We start from the raw sequence: 18,614 nt of genomic DNA, 5'->3' as shown, positions 1-18,614 counted from the left end.
ACCGCGATTGTGCTAAACTCGAGCACATGGATCCTTTGACCTCAGACGAAATCGCCCGCTATCACCGGCATATTCTCCTGCCGGAGGTCGGCGGCGCCGGCCAGCAAAAATTGAAGGCGGCCCGCGTGCTTGTCATCGGCGCCGGCGGCCTCGGTGCGCCGGTGCTGCAATATCTCGCCGCCGCTGGCGTCGGTACGCTCGGCATTGCCGATGACGACCGCGTTTCGCTGTCAAACCTGCAGCGACAGGTGATTCACGACACGGGCACGATCGGCGCGATGAAGACGCAGAGTGCGGCAGATGCCATCGCGCGGCTGAACCCGCATGTTCGCACCATCCGCTTCGAGGAGCGGTTCAGCCTCGATACGGCTGCGCGGCACCTTGCCGGCTTCGACTTGGTCATCGATGGCTCCGACAATTTCGACACACGCTATGCCGCGGCCGATGCGACCGAGGCGGCGCATCTGCCACTGGTGACCGGCGCTGTCGGAAGATTCGACGGGTCCGTGACGACACTGAAGCCTTACGAAAACGACGCGGACGGCAATCCCAATCCGCGCTATCGCGATCTCTTTCCGGCACCACCGCCGGAGGGCCTGATTCCGAGCTGCGCGGAAGCGGGCATCATCGGAGCCCTGACAGGCGTCATCGGCACGCTGATGGCAATGGAGGCGATCAAGCTTATCACCGGCATCGGTGAGCCGCTGATCGGCCGCCTGCTGCTCTATGACGGGCTTTCCTCGCGCTTCGAAACCGTGCGCTATCGTCGCAAACGCGCTCGGGTCGCGGCGGAATGAGCGAAATCGCGTTTCGTCGCCTCGATGACGGCTTCGGCCACTGGGATGCGTTGCTGGATCTTATCTTGGCATCCTTCGCTTACATGAACGGCCGCATCGATCCGCCATCCTCCGCGCTCGCGCTGACATCCGAAACGCTGAAAGCGAAGGCGTTTAGCGACATCGCTTATGCGGCACTCGATGGCGAGCAGTTGGTCGGCTGCATTTTCTGTCGGCCGGAGCTGGAAAGCCTGTATGTCGGCAAGCTCGCCGTGCTGCCGACAGCGCAGGGCAAGGGCATAGGCAGACGCCTGGTTGCCCTGGCCGAGACTAAAGCGCGCGAGCTCGGTCTAAAAACCTTGCGGCTGGAAACGCGGATCGAGCTCACCGACAATCACGCCACCTTCGCCGCCTGGGGCTTCCGGAAGACGGCCGAAAATCGCCACGCCGGTTTCGATCGCACGACATCAATCGAAATGCGCAAGGCGATTACCTAGCGCATCTTCAACCGTTTAGCCGCGTCGTTAGGCTTCGCGCGACGGAATGCGTGTAATGCGCGCACCCATGGCATTCAGCCGCTCCTCGATGCGCTCATAGCCGCGCTCGATCTGCTGGGCATTGTTGATGACGCTGGTGCCCTCGGCACACATCGCCGCGATCAGCATCGCCATGCCGGCGCGGATATCTGGGCTTTCGAGCTGGGCGGCGCGCAGCTTGGAGGGGCCGGCGACGATGGCGCGATGCGGATCGCACAGCACGATGCGGGCGCCCATGGCGATCAGCTTGTCGACGAAGAACATGCGGCTTTCGAACATTTTCTCGAACATCAGCACGACACCATCGCATTGCGTGGCGGTGACGATGGCGATCGACATGGTGTCGGCCGGAAAGGCCGGCCAGGGCTGATCTTCGATCTTCGGAATATGGCCACCGAAATCGGGCTGGATCTTCATCTCCTGGCCGGAGCGGATGATGAGATCATCGCCGTCGATCTGGCAGCGGATGCCGAGACGCTCGAAGGTCATGAGGGTGGAGCGCAGATGCTCGACGCCGGCACGGCGGATGGTGATTTCCGAGCCGGTAACGGCGGCAAGGCCGATCAGGGAGCCCACCTCATTGTGGTCGGGGCCGATGCGATGCGATGCACCGCCGAGCCGCAGGCCGCCGTGGATGGTCATCATATTGGTGCCGACGCCTTCGATGCGCGCGCCCATGGCCATCAGGAAGCGGGCAAGATCCTGCACGTGCGGCTCGGAAGCGCAATTGCGCAGGATCGTCGTCCCCTCGGCGAACACGGCAGCGCAAAGCGCATTTTCCGTCGCTGTCACCGACGGCTCATCGAGGAAGACATCGGCGCCACGCAGCCCTTCGGTGCGGAAGCTGTAGACGCTATTGACCTCGATCCTCGCGCCGAGCTGTTCCAGCGCCAGAAAATGCGTGTCGACGCGCCGACGGCCAATGACGTCTCCACCGGGCGGCGGCAGGGTGATCTCGCCGCAGCGTGCCAGCATCGGACCGGCAAGCAGGATGGAGGCGCGAATGCGGGCGCAGAGATCGGGATCGAGATTGGCGGGGCGAAGCTCGTGCGCTTCGATTTCAAGCTCGTTGCGACCGAGCCAACGCACTTTCGCGCCGACCGACTGGATCAGCTCCACTAGCGCCTCGACGTCGCGGATGCGCGGCACGTTGCTGAGCTCGACACGCTGATCGGTCAGAAGCGATGCGGCGATAATCGGCAATGCGGCATTCTTGTTGCCGCTCGGTTCGATCTCTCCCGACAGCTTAAAACCGCCCTCGACCACATATTGAATCCGCTCATGCGGCAGCGCCCGCGCCATGATTTCCGCCCTTCCTGATTTGTGTTTGTGGTCACCTCTGGGCCGGCTTTGTGACATGCACATGACCGGCGAGAGGGAAGTGAGATCAAATTTGCAGCCGGGTATTCAGCCCCGTTTCAGCGGGCGAATCAGCATGCTTCCGTCATCGAAAGGGCAGCACACGATTGGGCGGGCGATGGCCGTCGATGAAGGTGCGGATGTTGATGATGACTTTGTCGCCCATGTCGATTCGGCCCTCGAGCGTGGCCGAGCTCATATGCGGCAGGATCACCACCTTGCCCTCATTGGCGAGCTTCACCAACTTCGGATTGACGGCCGGTTCGTTCTCGAACACGTCGAGGCCGGCGCCGGCGATCTTGCCCTCGCGCAGGATCTTGATCAGCGCCGCTTCGTCGATAACATCGCCGCGCGCCGTGTTGACGATGTAGCTCGTCGGCTGCAGCAGCACCAGGCGGCGGGCCGAAATCAGATGGTAAGTCGCAGGTGTCGACGGGCAATTGACCGAGACGATATCGACGCGGGCAAGCATCTGGTCGAGGCTGTCCCAATAGGTTGCCTCCAGCTCGTCCTCGGTCGCGGGATTGACGCGCTTGCGATTGTGATAGTGGATTGATAGGCCGAACGCCTTGGCGCGGCGGGCGACGGCGGTGCCGATCCGCCCCATGCCGACGATGCCGATGCGCTTGCCGTGGATGCGGCGGCCGAGCATCCAGGTGGGCGACCATCCGGCCCATTCGCCGGGGTTGTCGGTCAGCACACGCGCACCTTCCGCCAGTCGCCGCGGCACAGCGAGGATGAGCGCCATGGTCATGTCGGCGGTGTCTTCGGTCAGCACATTCGGCGTATTGGTGACGGTGATGCCGCGGCGGGCGGCGGCCTCGACATCGATGTGATCCGTGCCGTTTGAGAAGCTGGCAATCAACTTCATCTGCGGGCCGGCTTCATCGATGATCTCAGCATCGATGCGGTCGGTGACAGTCGGCACCAGCACATCGACCGAGCGGACGGCCTCTATCAATTCGTCCTTGGTGCGTGGTCGATCATCTATGTTGAGTTCGGCATCGAAGAGTTCGCGCATGCGCGTCTCCACCGCGTCAGGCAGTTTGCGCGTGACGTAGACCTTCGGTTTTTTCTTCGTCGTCATGGCGAGCGGCGATGCCTTGTTCAGATGTTCTTAACCAAGAAGCAGGATAATTTTCCCGTTCCGGGCATTTCTACCAGACCCGCAGGCGAAGACAAACAAAACTCGCTGACGCGATCCGAGGATTTGCCGCTCACCGGAGCGAAAGGTCGCCGGAATGGCGCCTTTGTCATGACGAACGAACGGAACTCCCATGCATGGCAATGTCTTGAAGTCCTGCGCCATTTTCGCAATCGGCTTGATGATGGCCGCTGTGTCGGTCGATCTTGCCGTCGCCCAGGCCGCCAAGGGGCCGAGCGGCTTGCCGCTGCCGCGCTTCGTCACGCTGAAGTCGAAGCGAGTCAACCTGCGCATCGGGCCGAGCGCGGATTATGCCGTGTCATGGCTTTATCTCAAGCAGGGCCTGCCGGTCGAAATCATTCAGGAATACGATAATTGGCGGCGCGTACGCGATGCCGACGGCACGGAGGGCTGGGTCAACCAGTCGCTACTGTCGGGCCAGCGCTCCGCCATTGCTGCTCCCTGGATGAAGGGCAAGGGCAAGGCCGTCTTTGTCAACATGCGCCGTGAATCCCAGCCATCCGCCGCCGTCATCGCCAAGCTTCAGCCCGGCGTGATGATGAGCGTCAAGGAATGCACGGGCGACTGGTGTCTCGTTACCGCCGACGGCACCGAAGGCTGGGTGGCGCAATCGGAAATCTGGGGTGCCTACCCCGGCGAGGCCTTCAAGTAGCGTACTCCTTGGCTTTTCACACATAAGCGATGGTACGACTTTCCGGCACAATGATGTATCCGGTATGAGAAACGGAGACCGGTTACCTTGGCGTATGTGCTCGGCGTTCTTGGCGTTGCAATCGTTACGTTCACATCGACGAACATAGACGATATTTTCGTGCTTCTCGGCTTCTTTGCCGATCCGAAGTTCCGATTGAGGCAGATCATCATAGGCCAATATCTCGGTATTGGCGTTCTTTACGGCGTCAGCGCCATTGCCTCATTGCTCGCTCTCGTCATTCCCGCAGCCTATATCGGCCTGCTCGGCCTTGCGCCGATCTATTTCGGCCTCAGCAGGCTATGGGAGCTCTGGAACGGCGGGGAGGCCGGCGACAATCCGGAAGATCACGCCAAGGCCTCGGCAGGACATGGAAACATCGTAGCGATCGCCTTGGTAACGATCGCCAATGGCGGCGACAATATCAGCGTCTATACGCCTCTCTTTGCGACGCGCTCGGCCTATGAGGTTTTGGCCATCGGCTGCATCTTCGCGGTGCTGACGGCAGTCTGGCTGGGTGCAGCACATTCTCTCGTCAATCATCCGAAGCTCGGCGCACCGATCAGGCGACATGGACACAGGGTCGTGCCCTTCGTGCTGATCGCGCTCGGCATCCTCATCCTCTATGAGGCGGGAACCGTAACGCTCTTTCGGTGATGAGCTTGCTTCGGCACTTTATAGCAAAGCCGCCCCTGCGATCTGCCGAAGGCGGCTTCGATGATCTGCTGATAGAGACAAACTTCGTCAGAGAAGCCCGAATTCCTTGGCGGCTTCCGACAGCGACCGCATCGGCCGCGGGCCGATCTGCTCGATGACGATGGCAGCCGCGAGATTGCCGAGCTTGGCGCAGTCTTCCAGACCGCGGCCTTGCGTGTAGCCGAAGAGGAAGCCCGCAGCGAAAAGATCGCCTGCACCGGTCGTGTCGACACGCTCCTCGATCGGATGGGCATCGACGACATAGCGCTCATCGCCGCGCACGACGACGGCGCCATCCTTGCCCGTCGTTACGGCGGCGATCTTGCAATCGGCCGCGATCAGAGTCAGCGCCTTTTCAAAGTCGTCGGTCTCGTAGAGCGAGAGGGCTTCGTCACGATTGGCGAAGACGATATCGACGGTGCCGGAGCGCATGAGGTCGAGGAACTCGTGGCGGTAGCGGCCGACGCAGAAGCTGTCGGAGAGCGTCATCGACATTTCCCGGCCATTGGCATGAGCAATGCGCGCGCACTCGCGGATCGCTTCCTTGGCGCGTGGCGGATCCCAGAGATAGCCCTCGAAATAGGTTACCTTTGCATCGGCGACGACATCTTCCTCGACATCTTCGGGACCCAGCTCGACGCAGGCACCGAGATAGGTATTCATGGAGCGCTCGCCATCCTCGGTGACGAAGATCATCGAACGGGCGGTCGGCGGGAAGGTGCCTTTCGCCTTGGTTTCGTAATGAACGCCCTGGGCGCGGATATCATGGGCGAAGATCTGGCCGAGCTGGTCTTCGGCAACCTTACCGAAATAGGCAGCCTTGCCGCCGAAATTCGCGACCCCGGCCGCCGTATTGCCGGCGCTTCCGCCGGAGGCTTCCAAAGCCGGGCCCATGCGCGAATAGAGAAGCTCGGCGCGCTCGGCGTCTATGAGGTTCATCGCGGCTTTGGTGATGTTGTTTTCGATCAGAAACTGATCGTCGCAACGGGCGATAATGTCGACGATAGCATTGCCGACGGTCAGTACATCGAAGCGAGTCATCTATAGGAGGGTCCCGGATCCTGGTGATAGCCGGTATCCGGTATTATCGGTTTTTCTGAAGTTTTAAAGAAAAATCCGCGCCAACGCGGCCAACTTGCTTGCAATCAGTCATTTGCCTGTCACTTTCTATCTTTAAATGCTTATCACGCGACTGGGATGGGAAGCTCGAAAGACTTCCGAGCCAGTTTGGGAAGGAATGATGCCTTCCGCCTCACCGGTACGCGGGCCGACCACGGATGAACTGGCGGCATGTGCACCGGGGGGACTTCCCCACCGGGGCGAGATCCACAAGAGCGGGCCAAGCCCGCTTTTTTTGTTTTGCGGGTTTCCAGCCCCGGGCAAGCTGCTACAAGTTTCGGATCCAATTCCTCGAAATCACGAGCTTCATACCCGCGTGTCCGAAATCCTCACAGACGTTCTTCCCGTCTTCCTGCTCATTCTCGTCGGCTGGGTCATCGTGCGCACGGGCTTGCTGAAAACCGATGTCGGTGAGGCCATGAGCGAGTTCGTCTTTAAGGTCGCGGTGCCGCTCCTGCTGTTCCGGACCATCGCCGAAGCGGATTTTCGTGGTGCTTCGCCGTTTCGATTGTGGATCGCCTATTTCTCCGGCGTCGCCATCACCTGGACTGCCGGCCATATCGTCGCGACGCGGCTCTTCGGGCGCGATGCGCGCATCGGTGTGCTCGCCGGTGTTTCCTCGGCTTTTGCCAATACGATCTTCATCGGCCTGCCGCTGGTCGGGCGCACGGTGGGGCCTGACGGCGTCATGGCGATGTCGATCCTGATTGCCGTGCATCTTCCAACGATGATGATTGCAGGCACGCTGCTGATGGAGCAGGCCGAACGCAAGGAGAATGCCGGCGCCGGCCGCAGCATCAGCGAGTTGCTGCGTCAGGTCGGCAGCAACCTCATGCGCAATCCGCTCGTCATCGGGCTTTTCTGCGGTCTCATCGTCCACCTGACCGGCCTTCCCATCCCCGCAACGCTTGGCACGGTCGTCGACAACATTGCCAACATCGCCGGCCCGGCTGCGCTGATCTCGCTCGGAATGGCGCTGCGTCAATATGGGCTGTCGGGCAATCTCGGCGTCACCAGCGTCATTGCCGCCTTCAAGCTTTTTCTGCTGCCGGCCTGCGTGCTGGCTGCCGGACTTCTTCTCGGCCTGAGCCCGGAATGGCGAGCCGCACTCGTCCTCACGGCCGCTGTTCCTACAGGTGTGAACGCCTGGCTGATTGCCAATCGCTTCGGCGTGGGCCACAGTCTCGCGGCCTCGACGATTACCTTGACGACAGCGCTCGGCGCATTCTCGGTATCGCTCTGGGCCTATCTGCTCGGATAACCGAGGCCGAAACCCGCCGATCGTAACGGCATCTCTCCGCTTTCGGAGAAGCAGGCAGGAAAATGGTCATATATTTTGCGCATCCCGGCCTTCCCACCCGGAGCGCAGCAAAGGATGGCACATGAATATTGCAGCTCCGCTCACCAATCCCGCGTCAGCCTATGCGCAGAAGGTCTTCGTGCTCCAAGGCGGCGGCGCGCTCGGCTCCTATCAGGCGGGCGCCTTCCAGGCGCTGAGAGAACAGAATATCGAGCCGGACTGGATCGCCGGCATCTCGATCGGCGCGATCAATGCCTCGATCATGGCCGGCAACGTGCCCGGCGAACGGCTCAAGGCGCTGAGCTCCTTTTGGAACAAGGTGACCGTGCATCTCCCCGTCGATCTACTGATGGAAGATCGGCGCGAGACCAACCCTTTCTATCGCTCGGTCAGCAGCTGGTGGGTATCGACCTTCGGCGTGCCCGGCTTCTTTTCCCCGTGGCAGCTTCCAACCTGGTTCCAGACGCGCGGCTCGGCGGGCGCGACCAGCATCTACGATACGGAGCAATTGCGCCAGACGCTGCTCGATCACGTCGATTTCGACCGAATCAACCACGGCCCGGTGCGTTTGAGCCTCGGCGCCGTCAATGTGCGCACCGGCAATTTTGCCTTTTTCGACAACAAGGAGATCAAGATCGGACCCGAGCATGTGATGGCGAGCGGCGCTTTGCCGCCGGGTTTTCCAGCGGTCAAGATCGGCAACGAGCATTACTGGGACGGTGGCCTGGTCTCGAACACGCCCCTGACCTACGTGCTGCGCAACGGCGCCGATATCGATACGGTCGTCTTTCAGGTCGATCTCTTCAGCGCCGTCGGGCCGCTGCCGCAGGATCTGGAAGAGGTCGAGGAGCGGCGCAAGGACATCACCTATTCAAGCCGCACCCGGCTCAACACAGATCTCTTTCTGGAACGCCATCGTCTGCGGCGCGCAATATCAGAGCTCTATGCCCGCCTTCCCGAAGAGGCCAAAGCCGATCCGGAGATCAAGAAGCTGGAGCAGCATTGCTCCGATTACGGCGTCACCATCATCCACCTGATCTACCGCAACAAGCAATTCCGGTCGCATTCGAAGGATTACGAGTTTTCGGCACTGTCCATGCACGAGCATTGGGAGGCCGGCTTGCGCGACGCCCGCAAGGCGCTGGTCGCCGAGGATTGGCGCATGCCGCCGAGCGCCGAGGACGGGTTGAAGGTGTTCGACCTCGATCAGCGGACGCGATCCCGCCGGCATTCAATCTGAGCGAGCAACACAAAAACGCGGCCTGACGGCCGCGTTTTTCAATCGATCCGGTAATTGCCTCAGTTCGTGGCGGCCGGTGCGTTCGGATCCGGCAGCGGCACCTGGGTATCGGCAAGCGTGCGCAGATAGGCGATCACGTTGGCGCGATCCTCTTCCTTCGGCAGGCCGGCAAAGCCCATTGCCGTTCCGGCAACGAATTTCTTCGGCGCGGCCAGGAAGTGATAGAGGTGGTCATAGGTCCACTTTTCCGTACCGCCCTTGGAAAAATCCTTCATGCCGGACGAATAGGCAAAGCCCTCGTGCTCGGCGACCGGGCGGTCGACAATACCCCAGAGATCAGGACCAACCTTGTTCGGACCACCCTTTTCTCCGGAATGACAGGCCTGACACTTCTTGAAGATCGTTTCGCCGACCTTGGCATCAGCCTTCTGCAGGAGCTGAGCGATCGGCGTATCCGGCTTGGCAGCCGCGCCCTTGTCACCGCCCGCAGCCGGTTCCTCGGTCGCGACGATGGCAAAACCGGGCTTTTCCGGCGCCTCTGAATGGAAAATAAATCCTGACGCGAGCGACACGGACTTCAACACGAACAGCGTGGCCAAAAGCGCCCCGACACCCATGTTCACGTAGGATGAATTCATCTGCTATGCTCCCCTCGCCGCCAGCATCCTCCGCTGGCCCATCTTGAATTCGCGCGAAACCTATGTCTTTTGGCTGTTTCTTGCAACTCTGTAAACGGTCTCCACCATGAGACGTTTTGACACTTTTCCCTCGGGAATAGAAGGCCCAACAATGACTGATTCAAATTTAGACAAGACGCTGGTCCTCATTCCCGCCCGCATGGCCTCCACGCGCTTGCCGGGCAAGCCGCTCGCGGATATTTGCGGTCTGCCGATGATCGTACAGGTTGCCAGGCGCGCGCGCGAGGCGGCGATCGGTCGCATCGTCGTCGCCGTCGACCATGAGGATACCTATGCCGCAGTCGCCAATGCCGGCTTTGATGTCGTGATGACCGGCAAGGATCATCAATCGGGCTCGGACCGCATCTACGAGGCGCTGCAGGCCGTCGATCCGCAGGGCCGGGCCGAAATCATCGTCAACGTGCAGGGCGACCTGCCGACGATCGATCCCGAGACCATCCGCGCCTCGCTGCGCCCGCTGGAAAATCCGGCCGTCGACATCGCCACACTGACTGTCGAGATCAAGGACGAGGAGGAAAAGACCCTGCCGAGCGTCGTCAAGGTCATCGGCTCGCCGATTTCCGAAAATCGCCTGCGCGCGCTCTACTTCACGCGTGCAACAGCACCCTACGGCAAGGGGCCGCTCTATCACCATATCGGTCTCTATGCTTACCGCCGCGCTGCACTCGCGAAATTCGTGAGCCTCGGCCCATCGCCGCTCGAACTGCGCGAATCACTAGAACAGCTGCGGGCGCTGGAAGCCGGCATGCGCATCGATGTCGAGATCGTTGACACGATCCCGCTCGGTGTCGATACTCCCGCCGACCTCGAAAAGGCCAGACGCATCCTCTCCGCCGCTTCTCATTGACGGCATTCCCCCAAGGGCAGTCCCATGATTACCAAGACCAACAAGATCTCCTTCCAGGGCGAGTACGGCGCCAATTCCGATATGGCCAGCCGTGACATGTTCCCGACCATGGAGCCGCTGCCCTGCCAGACCTTCGAGGATGCCCTCACTGCCATCGAGAACGGCGACGCCGATCTCGGCATGATCCCGATCGAAAACACGATCGCCGGCCGCGTCGCCGACATCCATCATCTGCTGCCGGAATCGCGCCTGCATATCGTCGGCGAATATTTCATGCCGATCCGCTTCCAACTGATGGTGCTGCCCGGTGTAAAGAAGGAAGAGATCCGCACGGTCCACAGCCATATCCATGCGCTCGGGCAATGCCGCAACATCGTGCGCGCCAATGGCTGGAAACCGGTCATTGCCGGCGATACGGCGGGTGCAGCCAAGCTGGTGCAGGAAACCGGCGACCGCAGCATGGCGGCACTGGCGCCGCGGCTTGCGGCCGATCTCTACGGGCTGGAGATCATCGCCGAGAATGTCGAAGACACCGAAAACAATATGACGCGTTTCGTCATCCTGTCGCGCGACGAAGACTGGGCGGCACGCGGTTCGGCGGACGAAAAGATCGTCACCACTTTCGTCTTCAACGTCCGCAACATTCCCGCCGCCCTCTACAAGGCGCTCGGCGGCTTTGCCACCAACGGCATCAACATGACGAAGCTTGAGAGCTATCAGCTCGGCGGCCGTTTTGTCGCAACGCAATTCTATGCCGATATCGAGGGCCATCCCGCCGATGCGCATGTGCGCCGCGCGCTGGAAGAATTGCGCTTCTTTTCCGAAAAGGTCCGCATCCTCGGCGTCTACAAGGGGCACCCGACGCGGGGCGAACTTTAAGCAGCGGTTATGGCGACGCCTTGGTTACGACCTCGATTCGATGCCCATCCGGATCGATGACGAAGGCCGCGAAATAATCCGGGCCGTAATGTGGCCGGAGACCTGGCGGCCCGTTGTCCGTGCCGCCGTGAGCGAGTGCAGCCTCGTAAAATGAGAGGACGGCTTCCTGGTTTGGCGCGGCAAAGGCCAAATGAAAACCGGAGCCGGGTGCCCGCGCTTCCTTGCCACGCAATTTGATGGCGAACTTGTCGCCACCGCCCGCCGGGCCATATCCGATCGCCTGGTCTGGATCGCCGGCGGTCAAGTCTTCCCAAACCCTGACATAGGCGAGCGGTGCGAATGCTGCATCGTAGAAGGCGGCGGCTTTCTCGATATCGGAGACACCGAACGAAATATGATGGAGCAATTGATCCTCGCGTGACTCTGTATCTATCGATCAGTGTCTTTTGCGTCGGCCATGAGAGTCAACCCTGACGATTGGCGTGACTCCCTGGCAAGCCACTTTGATGAAACAACCTGCGGAGGTCGCCTCTAGCCCCTCATCCGGCCTTTCAGTCACCTTCTCCCCGCCTGCGGGGAGAAGGCCAGAGTGAGAGGCAAGCTGGTTAAGGATTTACTTATCCGGCTCACAGACTCGAAGGCGATGGCCATCGGGATCGAGCACGACGAAGGTCGGGCCGAAATCCATGGTCGTCAGCTCCTGTGCGATAGGCAGGCCGCGTGCCTTCCAATCCCTGTAATGCTGCTCGACGGCCCCGGTGCCTTCGACCATGAAGCCCAGTTCACCGCGATTGCCGATGGCGGAGGGCTGTGGCTCGACGCTGCTGCGACGCCAGAGACCGAGACTTAGGCCATTGTCGAGCGCGAAGGCCACGAAGTTCGGCGACGCGAATGCCGGCTCACGGCCGAAGAGATCGCGGTAGAACGGCGTACTTTCGCTGGGATCCTTGACATAGAAAATGATGAGGTTCGGGCTGGTCATGTGGATGGTCCTCTCGTTTGGGTGAATTTATGGGCATGCGGATAGGAACCGGCGAACGGAGCAAAGTTCGCCGGGAGTGACTGTGTCATTGCGTGGTTGAAGGCGTGCGGAGATGCGGTTCCAAAACGCGCTGCGCTATTCGGATCAGCGTCTTGCGCCCGGATCTTTGATTATGCGCAGGTCGTTACCGCGAAGGTCGCGACGAGTTCGCGTCGATTGCCTCAGCGCATCCGATCTTCCTCTCGATACGGCTCACAGCCGTCGAGAAAGCCAAGATCCCGTTTCACGGAATCGGGCACTTCCTCAATATCGAGGCGATTCCAGCGGCGGCTGAAATAGCCGAGGGCAACCTCAGAGAGACGAGCGGGCCATGACTGATGCTTGCCTTTAGGCGCCTCAATGCCGCCGCGATGCACATGTTGCGAAATGACGGAAACGTTGCCTGCCATGATCGGTCCTCCTTCCTGCTTGGATGGTGCCGATTATAGCCAAGCCTACTGACAGTTTCTGGCAGTAGCGTTACGCTCTGAGATTAATTATGGGCCAGGCCCTCGCGCGCCTGCCATTCTCTTGCGAGGGCGACGCGGCGGCGTGGGTAGCGCGCCTCGAGCACCGCGAAATCGACGATGCGGTCGGCGCGGAAATGGCGGAAATCCTGGCGCAACTCGCACCAGGCCATGATGATGCGGGAATTGTCAAAATAGCCGAGCGCGAAGGGCCAGATGCGCCGGGTCGAGATGGCGCCGTTCACGTCGCCGTAAGTCAACTGCACCATGCGCTCGGTCTGGATCGCCTTGCGCATCAGGGAAAGATCGGCCTTGTCTTCCGTGATGCGGCGCGTGCCGACGACTACGGCCGCCTGATCGACCGCCTCACGGAGGTCCGCGGGCAGCACGGCGGCAATCTTTGCGAGCGCATCGGTTCCGGCCGCTGCCAGGCGGGCGTCGGTTGCACGCGCCACCCATCTCGACCCTAGCACCAGCGCTTCGATCTCATCCTGCGAGAACATCATCGGCGGCAGCATGAAGCCGGGCTTCAGGACATAGCCGATCCCCGGCTCGCCCTCGATCATGGCGCCCTGCGACTGCAGGCTGGCGATATCGCGATAGAGCGTACGCAGGCTGACGCCGGTTTCCTCCGCCAGAACGGCGCCGCTCACCGGACGACGATAGCGCCGCAGCGTCTGCAACAGCGTCAACAAGCGTTCGGAGCGGGCCATGGCAGAATAGTCCTAGCGCTTCCACTCCACCCAGTCGCGCATCAGGCGATGGGCGATGGCGCCCTTGGGCGGAGAGGTATTGCCGGATGCAGAGACGCGATCGAGCATGGCAAGCGTCTCTTCCGGAGTGAACCAGCGGCAATCCTCGAGCTCGGCCTCATCCATATGGATTTCCATCGACTTGGCTTCGGCATAGCAGCCGATCATAAGGGAATGCGGCATCGGCCAGGGCTGCGAGGCGTGATAGCGTACGCGGCCGATATGAATACCGGATTCCTCGAGCGTTTCGCGTCGCACCGCATTCTCGATGGTTTCGCCCGGTTCGACGAAACCGGCGAGACAGGAATACATGCCCGGCGCAAAATGATGGCTGCGGCCGAGCAGGCAGCGATTCCTTTCCTCGTCGATGCCAAGCATGATGACCACGGGATCCGTGCGCGGGAAAATCACGTGTTCGCAGGCGGTGCAGACCCGCTTGTAGCCGCCGATCCTGCTTTCCATGACCGAGCCACACCGGCCGCAGAAGCGGTTGTCTCCATTCCAGCGGATAAGGCTCATGCCCTGCGCGGCTTCACCTAGGATTTCGCCTTCCAGCAGAAGATCGCGCCAGAGCGAGCGCATGTCAGCCGGCTTGTATTGGCTGGCAAGCTCGTCGGCATTGACGCGCACGGGCACAGCAAGGCGGGGCTCGCCACTCTTGCGATAACCGAGGAGAACGGCATCGTCCCAATTCGGATCGAGATCCTTCAATTCGTAGCGGGCAAACAGAGGGTCGAGCACCTGGCCATCATGCTTCAGCACCAGCCGGTCCTGGGCGAAGGCCAGGATGTGCGTGCCTTCCTTGGCGAGCGCCTGCTTAATCGATTCCTCGTCGCGATGCTCGGCATCCCGGTTGAGCTGGTTTTCCGCGAAAGCGGTGAGACTGCTGGCTTCCGGATGCGGCGCATCCGAGGAAAAGATGGAATGGCTCATTGTGAAAGCGTTTCCCGCAACTTGGCTATGAGGCTGTTCATGTCTTCGTCCGAATAGGGTTCCGCCTTGCCATAGCCCCAGACGGGACCCGGCCAATTGGCATCACCTTCGAACCGCGCGATGACATGAACATGCAGCTGGCGGACGATATTTCCAAGTGCCCCGACATTGATTTTTGTTGCCCCCGTCACCGTCTTCAGGACGCTCGCGACCTTATCCGTTTCGAAGGTCAGCAAGATCCGGTCGAGGGGCGTTAGCTCGAAAACTTCCGATTTGTCGGGCCGGCGCGGGATCAACACGAGCCACGGCCAGCGGCGATCCTTCATCAGCCTGACGTCGCAAAGGCCAGTTATGGTGACGGAAACGCTGTCATTCGCAAGACGATCGTCGAGCGTAAACTCCTTCAAAGGGGCATCCTCCATTGTTTTATCAAATGTTTAGCAGTTTTTTTTGACCTTGGCTTGCTTTTGATGACGATATTGCCGATATGTGCATCCGGGAGGTTGGTGGTGGACGAGCCACTCGCCAACCGGGTCAGGTCCGGAAGGAAGCAGCCCTAACGAGCCCGGCACGGGTCATTCGTGCCAGCCTCCCACCCTTTCCGAAAGCAAGACCCGGCTTTCCGGGCAACAAGCAGGGCGATGAGCGACACCGAGCGACAAGCAAAAGATGCCGCTTCGACCGGCACCGGTTACCGGGTGCTGGCCCGCAAATACAGACCCAAGGACTTCACGGACCTGATGGTCGGTCAGGAGCCGATGGTTCGAACGCTGACCAACGCGTTCGAGACCGGCCGTATCGCTCAGGCCTATATGCTGACCGGCGTGCGCGGCGTCGGCAAGACCACGACCGCCCGCATCCTTGCCCGCGCCCTCAACTACAAGACCGCCGCGGTCGATCGGCCTACGATCGATCTGCGCGAACCCGGCGACCATTGCCAGGCGATCATGGAAGGCCGGCATGTCGATGTCATCGAGATGGACGCCGCCTCCCATACCGGTATCGACGATATCCGGGAAATCATCGAGCAGGTGCGCTACCGGCCCGTTTCGGCCCGCTACAAGGTCTACATCATCGACGAAGTGCACATGCTGTCGACGGCGGCCTTCAACGGGCTCCTGAAGACGCTCGAAGAGCCGCCCGAGCATGTGAAGTTCATCTTCGCCACGACGGAAATCCGTAAGGTTCCGATCACGGTACTGTCGCGCTGCCAGCGCTTCGACCTGCGCCGCATCAGCGCTTCCGACCTCGTCGGGCTGTTCACCACCATTGCCGGCAAGGAAGGCATCGAGGCGGAACCGGAAGCACTCGCCATGATCGCCCGCGCCGCCGAAGGCTCGGCACGCGACGGCCTGTCGCTGCTCGATCAGGCGATCGCCCATGGCAGCGGCTTCGTTGCCGCCGATGCCGTGCGCGCCATGCTCGGTCTTGCCGACCGCGCCCGCATCGTCGATCTCTTCGGCCATGTCGTCAAAGGCGATGTTTCGGCAGCCCTTGCCGAATTCAACAGCCAGTACGAGGCGGGCGCCAATCCTGTCGTCGTGCTCACCGACCTTGCCGATTTCACCCATCTCGTGACCCGCCTCAAATATGTGCCCGATGCCGCCGACGATCCGTCGCTCAGTGAAGTCGAGCGCACGAAAGCGGCGGAATTCGCGCAAGGAGTTGCGGTAACCGCACTTTCCCGCATCTGGCAGATGCTTCTCAAGGGCATTGCCGAGACGGAGAATGCCTCGCGCACCGCCGGTGCTGCGGAAATGGTGCTGATCCGGCTCGCGCACGCGGCCCATCTGCCGGCGCCGGAGGATGCGGCGCGCAGGCTGGCCGAATTTTCTGACGGTAATGGCGGCTCCCGCCCCTCGCCGTCTCCGAGCGGCGGCAATGGTGGCGGCGCTGTGTCCTATCAGGGCAGCGCCGTGGCCCGCGCGGTCGAAACACCGGCGCCAAGACCTACGCCTTCCGCACCGGTCGCCATGTTGCGCTCCGTGCCGAATACGCAGCCGGATTCGCAACCTGTCGGCCGTATCGAGTCGAAGCCCGCCGAAGCGCCGAAGCCGCTCGTGCCGATCAATTCCATGGCCGACATCGCCGAACTTGCGAGCCAGAAGCGCGATCCGAAGCTGAAGGCGCTGGTGCGCACATTCGTGCGCCCGGTCAAGCTGGAGCCGGGAAGGCTTGATGTTAGCTTAACGCCGGGCGCGCCGGGCACGCTGCTGAACGAGCTTGCCGTCAAGCTGAAGGAATGGACCGGCATCCACTGGATCGTCAGCCTCAGCCGCGAGGAAGGCCAGCCGACGCTTGTCGAGGCCGAGGCGAACGCCCAGAAGCAACGGGTCGCCGATGCACGGCAGGACCCCGATGTTGCGGCGATCCTGGCGCAATTTCCGGGCGCAAAGATCATCGATGTGCGGGTGCGAGCACCCGAGATGGACGAAGAGGATGAAGCCGCTGCTTCTCCGGCAATCGCCGAATCCATTGATGGCGACATCCTCCCTGGCGACGATATCGAATTCTAAGGTTAGGATGGGTGCAGGCGGAACCGCTTCGACTTGAAGCGGTTGACGACCATGACGGCATATCCTGCCGCTCAAACAGAGACTTGCAGAAGAAGGACCAAAGGCGATGCGCGACATCATGGGCATGATGGGCAAAGTGAAGGAAATGCAGGCGAAGATGGAGAAGATGCAGTCGGAGATCGCCGACATTCGCGTCGAAGGCAAGGCCGGCGGCGGCCTCGTCACCGTCACCGTCAACGGCAAGGGCCTGATGGTCGGCCTCAAGATTGATCCCTCGCTCTTCAAGGAAGACGATGTCGAGATTCTCGAAGACCTGATCGTCGCCGCCAACAAAGATGCTCAGGAAAAGGCTGAGGCGATCGCCGCTGAAAAGACGCGCGAACTGACCGCCGGCCTGCCGATCCCGCCCGGTTTCAAGCTGCCGTTCTGAGCCTAGGCTATTTCTTTCAGCGGCCGGCCGCCTTGCGAATGAGATCGCGGCCGATCGCCTTTATGGGTTCGTTTCGCAGCACCAGCGATGTCGTCACCGCGCCATGGCGGGCAATGGAATCGACGATGGTTTCAAGGTCTGACGGTGTCGGCACGAGAACCTTGAGCAGGAAGCAATCCTCGCCCGTCAGTCTGAGTACCTCGATAATTTCGGGCATTTCCGAAAACTGCTTCAGATACGGCCGGATATGCTCGTGTGTCGTGCGCAGGCGGATGACTGCCATCATGCCGAGCCCGACGGCGGCGGGATCGACCACAGCACGGTAGCCGGCAATCACGCCACGCTCCTCCAGCCGCTTCAGCCGCTCCGATGCCGCCGGCTGCGACAGGCCGACACGACGGCCGAGCTCCGATACCGAGATTCGCCCATCCTGCTGGAGTATTTCGATGATCGACAGATCCGTCGGATCCAGGCCTCTTTCGATAGTCTCCATTGCTCACCTTCAATTCATCGGTTTGGATAAGTTTTATCCGATGGATTGCAATGTCAATCGGTATCCCAGCATGCGAGCTTTTCTCCATGAGAGACCATGGAGAAAGGATAGAGATGAGCGATATCATCACGCTACCGGGGCTTGGCGGCTCGGGCGAAGGTCACTGGCAGACATTGTGGGAACGGGACGATCCAGCTATGCGACGCTTCCAGCCATCAAGCTGGGACAGACCGATACTTTCGGATTGGATTGCTGCGCTCGAACGGGAAATCTCCCGTTCTAGAACGCCGCCGATCCTGATCGCGCACAGCCTTGCCTGCCAGCTGATCGCCCATTGGGCGCCTGTGAAGAAGATGGCGATCCTTGGCGCGTTCCTGGTGGCTGTGCCCGACCCTACTGGCGAAATCTACCTTGCCGAGGCTGGCAGCTTTGCCAATCCGCCACGGCAGCAACTACCCTTTCCGTCTCTGTTGGTAGCCAGCACCGACGATCCGTTCGGCTCCTTCGACCACGCACGCCATAGCGCCGAAAGCTGGGGCAGCACCTTCGTCGATGTCGGGCCACGCGGCCATATCAATGCGGCTTCCGGACTGGGCGACTGGCCGGAAGGCAAGGCAATCTTCGGGCGTTTTCGCGCCGAGCTTGGCTGAACGCAAATCCGGCATTTGGAAAAGCCGCGCCGGAATGCTATCTCTG

General features: G+C 61.0%; 22 protein-coding genes and 1 other RNA gene. 12 read left to right on the top strand and 11 right to left on the bottom strand.

Annotated elements, in window-relative coordinates; all coding sequences use genetic code 11:
• The first annotated feature begins 26 nt into the window (after positions 1-26).
• Positions 27-797 (top strand): molybdopterin-synthase adenylyltransferase MoeB, encoded by a 771-nt coding sequence (locus tag FHT85_RS28560; RefSeq protein ID WP_112412276.1) that lies wholly within the window; start codon positions 27-29, stop codon positions 795-797.
• 5 nt (positions 798-802) lie between these two features.
• Complete coding sequence (locus tag FHT85_RS28555) at positions 803-1,273, top strand: GNAT family N-acetyltransferase (protein ID WP_409527359.1); 471 nt, start codon at positions 803-805, stop codon at positions 1,271-1,273.
• Positions 1,274-1,300: 27 nt separating this feature from the next.
• Here the strand turns inward: FHT85_RS28555 and murA are convergent, their stop codons facing one another.
• Together murA and FHT85_RS28545 are read right to left on the bottom strand one after the other, a co-directional pair.
• The gene (gene murA, locus FHT85_RS28550; protein WP_112412274.1) at positions 1,301-2,614 is read right to left on the bottom strand and encodes a UDP-N-acetylglucosamine 1-carboxyvinyltransferase; all 1,314 of its coding nucleotides are present in this window, start codon (positions 2,612-2,614) and stop codon (positions 1,301-1,303) included.
• Positions 2,615-2,756: 142 nt separating this feature from the next.
• Positions 2,757-3,758: a 2-hydroxyacid dehydrogenase gene (locus tag FHT85_RS28545; RefSeq protein ID WP_112412273.1), complete on the bottom strand. Its 1,002-nt coding sequence runs from the start codon at positions 3,756-3,758 to the stop codon at positions 2,757-2,759.
• 190 nt (positions 3,759-3,948) lie between these two features.
• Between FHT85_RS28545 and FHT85_RS28540 the strand changes: the two genes are divergently transcribed.
• Positions 3,949-4,488, top strand: a complete 540-nt coding sequence (locus tag FHT85_RS28540) for an SH3 domain-containing protein (protein WP_112400335.1) — start codon at positions 3,949-3,951, stop codon at positions 4,486-4,488.
• Positions 4,489-4,584: 96 nt separating this feature from the next.
• Positions 4,585-5,184, top strand: coding sequence for a cadmium resistance transporter (locus tag FHT85_RS28535; RefSeq protein ID WP_312861372.1), 600 nt, complete (start codon positions 4,585-4,587; stop codon positions 5,182-5,184).
• Positions 5,185-5,271: 87 nt separating this feature from the next.
• Here the strand turns inward: FHT85_RS28535 and FHT85_RS28530 are convergent, their stop codons facing one another.
• Positions 5,272-6,264: an adenosine kinase gene (locus FHT85_RS28530; RefSeq protein ID WP_112412271.1), complete on the bottom strand. Its 993-nt coding sequence runs from the start codon at positions 6,262-6,264 to the stop codon at positions 5,272-5,274.
• A 394-nt stretch (positions 6,265-6,658) separates the two neighbouring features.
• Between FHT85_RS28530 and FHT85_RS28525 the strand changes: the two genes are divergently transcribed.
• Both FHT85_RS28525 and FHT85_RS28520 read left to right on the top strand, forming a co-directional pair.
• Complete coding sequence (locus FHT85_RS28525; protein ID WP_112412270.1) at positions 6,659-7,603, top strand: AEC family transporter; 945 nt, start codon at positions 6,659-6,661, stop codon at positions 7,601-7,603.
• Positions 7,604-7,724: 121 nt separating this feature from the next.
• Entirely contained in the window at positions 7,725-8,882 is a 1,158-nt protein-coding gene (locus FHT85_RS28520; protein WP_112338904.1) for a patatin-like phospholipase family protein, read from the top strand.
• A 59-nt stretch (positions 8,883-8,941) separates the two neighbouring features.
• On the opposite strand, the gene FHT85_RS28515 is transcribed toward FHT85_RS28520, so the two are convergent.
• Complete coding sequence (locus FHT85_RS28515) at positions 8,942-9,520, bottom strand: c-type cytochrome (protein WP_112400332.1); 579 nt, start codon at positions 9,518-9,520, stop codon at positions 8,942-8,944.
• A 151-nt stretch (positions 9,521-9,671) separates the two neighbouring features.
• Here FHT85_RS28515 and FHT85_RS28510 point away from each other — a divergent pair, with 151 nt between their 5' ends.
• Positions 9,672-10,427, top strand: coding sequence for a 3-deoxy-manno-octulosonate cytidylyltransferase (locus FHT85_RS28510; RefSeq protein ID WP_112400331.1), 756 nt, complete (start codon positions 9,672-9,674; stop codon positions 10,425-10,427).
• A gap of 24 nt (positions 10,428-10,451) precedes the next feature.
• Entirely contained in the window at positions 10,452-11,306 is an 855-nt protein-coding gene (locus FHT85_RS28505; protein ID WP_112412269.1) for a prephenate dehydratase, read from the top strand.
• A gap of 7 nt (positions 11,307-11,313) precedes the next feature.
• On the opposite strand, the gene FHT85_RS28500 is transcribed toward FHT85_RS28505, so the two are convergent.
• The 6 genes from FHT85_RS28500 to FHT85_RS28475 form a co-directional block, all read right to left on the bottom strand.
• Positions 11,314-11,712 (bottom strand): VOC family protein, encoded by a 399-nt coding sequence (locus tag FHT85_RS28500; protein ID WP_112412268.1) that lies wholly within the window; start codon positions 11,710-11,712, stop codon positions 11,314-11,316.
• Between the two features lie 207 nt (positions 11,713-11,919).
• Positions 11,920-12,288: a VOC family protein gene (locus FHT85_RS28495; protein WP_112338900.1), complete on the bottom strand. Its 369-nt coding sequence runs from the start codon at positions 12,286-12,288 to the stop codon at positions 11,920-11,922.
• 221 nt (positions 12,289-12,509) lie between these two features.
• The gene (locus FHT85_RS28490) at positions 12,510-12,737 is read right to left on the bottom strand and encodes a hypothetical protein (RefSeq protein WP_210293927.1); all 228 of its coding nucleotides are present in this window, start codon (positions 12,735-12,737) and stop codon (positions 12,510-12,512) included.
• Between the two features lie 83 nt (positions 12,738-12,820).
• A complete protein-coding gene (locus tag FHT85_RS28485) occupies positions 12,821-13,507 on the bottom strand; it encodes a helix-turn-helix transcriptional regulator (RefSeq protein WP_112338899.1) in 687 nt (228 codons plus the stop codon).
• Between the two features lie 12 nt (positions 13,508-13,519).
• Positions 13,520-14,479: an NAD(+) diphosphatase gene (gene nudC / locus FHT85_RS28480; protein WP_112338898.1), complete on the bottom strand. Its 960-nt coding sequence runs from the start codon at positions 14,477-14,479 to the stop codon at positions 13,520-13,522.
• On the bottom strand, positions 14,476-14,886 hold the full coding sequence (locus FHT85_RS28475) for an HIT family protein (RefSeq protein ID WP_081598397.1): 411 nt from the start codon (positions 14,884-14,886) through the stop codon (positions 14,476-14,478). The genes nudC and FHT85_RS28475 overlap by 4 nt, the downstream gene beginning before the upstream one ends.
• A gap of 91 nt (positions 14,887-14,977) precedes the next feature.
• On the opposite strand from FHT85_RS28475, the gene ffs reads away from it, so the two are divergent.
• The 3 genes from ffs (at position 14,978) to FHT85_RS28460 (ending at position 17,425) form a co-directional block, all read left to right on the top strand.
• Positions 14,978-15,075, top strand: an RNA gene (gene ffs / locus FHT85_RS28470) — signal recognition particle sRNA small type.
• A 45-nt stretch (positions 15,076-15,120) separates the two neighbouring features.
• Positions 15,121-16,995 (top strand): DNA polymerase III subunit gamma/tau, encoded by a 1,875-nt coding sequence (locus FHT85_RS28465; protein ID WP_112412267.1) that lies wholly within the window; start codon positions 15,121-15,123, stop codon positions 16,993-16,995.
• 106 nt (positions 16,996-17,101) lie between these two features.
• Entirely contained in the window at positions 17,102-17,425 is a 324-nt protein-coding gene (locus FHT85_RS28460) for a YbaB/EbfC family nucleoid-associated protein (protein WP_037155519.1), read from the top strand.
• 16 nt (positions 17,426-17,441) lie between these two features.
• On the opposite strand, the gene FHT85_RS28455 is transcribed toward FHT85_RS28460, so the two are convergent.
• Complete coding sequence (locus FHT85_RS28455; protein ID WP_112338896.1) at positions 17,442-17,918, bottom strand: Lrp/AsnC family transcriptional regulator; 477 nt, start codon at positions 17,916-17,918, stop codon at positions 17,442-17,444.
• 113 nt (positions 17,919-18,031) lie between these two features.
• Between FHT85_RS28455 and FHT85_RS28450 the strand changes: the two genes are divergently transcribed.
• On the top strand, positions 18,032-18,568 hold the full coding sequence (locus FHT85_RS28450; protein WP_112400328.1) for an RBBP9/YdeN family alpha/beta hydrolase: 537 nt from the start codon (positions 18,032-18,034) through the stop codon (positions 18,566-18,568).
• Positions 18,569-18,614: the final 46 nt, after the last annotated feature.

The organism is Rhizobium sp. BK312, from assembly GCF_014193605.1.
GTDB lineage: Bacteria > Pseudomonadota > Alphaproteobacteria > Rhizobiales > Rhizobiaceae > Rhizobium.
This window is presented reverse-complemented; position numbering and strand designations above follow the sequence as displayed.

What these genes read in the sequence shown, in the direction of transcription:
- nudC (WP_112338898.1), bottom strand. Translation starts at nt 14,479, where the DNA reads ATGAGCCATTCCATCTTTTCCTCGGATGCGCCGCATCCGGAAGCCAGC.
- murA (WP_112412274.1), bottom strand. Translation starts at nt 2,614, where the DNA reads ATGGCGCGGGCGCTGCCGCATGAGCGGATTCAATATGTGGTCGAGGGC.
- FHT85_RS28545 (WP_112412273.1), bottom strand. Translation starts at nt 3,758, where the DNA reads ATGACGACGAAGAAAAAACCGAAGGTCTACGTCACGCGCAAACTGCCT.
- FHT85_RS28515 (WP_112400332.1), bottom strand. Translation starts at nt 9,520, where the DNA reads ATGAATTCATCCTACGTGAACATGGGTGTCGGGGCGCTTTTGGCCACG.
- FHT85_RS28530 (WP_112412271.1), bottom strand. Translation starts at nt 6,264, where the DNA reads ATGACTCGCTTCGATGTACTGACCGTCGGCAATGCTATCGTCGACATT.
- FHT85_RS28455 (WP_112338896.1), bottom strand. Translation starts at nt 17,918, where the DNA reads ATGGAGACTATCGAAAGAGGCCTGGATCCGACGGATCTGTCGATCATC.
- FHT85_RS28465 (WP_112412267.1), top strand. Translation starts at nt 15,121, where the DNA reads ATGAGCGACACCGAGCGACAAGCAAAAGATGCCGCTTCGACCGGCACC.
- FHT85_RS28510 (WP_112400331.1), top strand. Translation starts at nt 9,672, where the DNA reads ATGACTGATTCAAATTTAGACAAGACGCTGGTCCTCATTCCCGCCCGC.
- FHT85_RS28460 (WP_037155519.1), top strand. Translation starts at nt 17,102, where the DNA reads ATGCGCGACATCATGGGCATGATGGGCAAAGTGAAGGAAATGCAGGCG.
- FHT85_RS28495 (WP_112338900.1), bottom strand. Translation starts at nt 12,288, where the DNA reads ATGACCAGCCCGAACCTCATCATTTTCTATGTCAAGGATCCCAGCGAA.
- FHT85_RS28485 (WP_112338899.1), bottom strand. Translation starts at nt 13,507, where the DNA reads ATGGCCCGCTCCGAACGCTTGTTGACGCTGTTGCAGACGCTGCGGCGC.
- FHT85_RS28505 (WP_112412269.1), top strand. Translation starts at nt 10,452, where the DNA reads ATGATTACCAAGACCAACAAGATCTCCTTCCAGGGCGAGTACGGCGCC.
- FHT85_RS28520 (WP_112338904.1), top strand. Translation starts at nt 7,725, where the DNA reads ATGAATATTGCAGCTCCGCTCACCAATCCCGCGTCAGCCTATGCGCAG.
- FHT85_RS28560 (WP_112412276.1), top strand. Translation starts at nt 27, where the DNA reads ATGGATCCTTTGACCTCAGACGAAATCGCCCGCTATCACCGGCATATT.
- FHT85_RS28450 (WP_112400328.1), top strand. Translation starts at nt 18,032, where the DNA reads ATGAGCGATATCATCACGCTACCGGGGCTTGGCGGCTCGGGCGAAGGT.
- FHT85_RS28540 (WP_112400335.1), top strand. Translation starts at nt 3,949, where the DNA reads ATGCATGGCAATGTCTTGAAGTCCTGCGCCATTTTCGCAATCGGCTTG.
- FHT85_RS28490 (WP_210293927.1), bottom strand. Translation starts at nt 12,737, where the DNA reads ATGGCAGGCAACGTTTCCGTCATTTCGCAACATGTGCATCGCGGCGGC.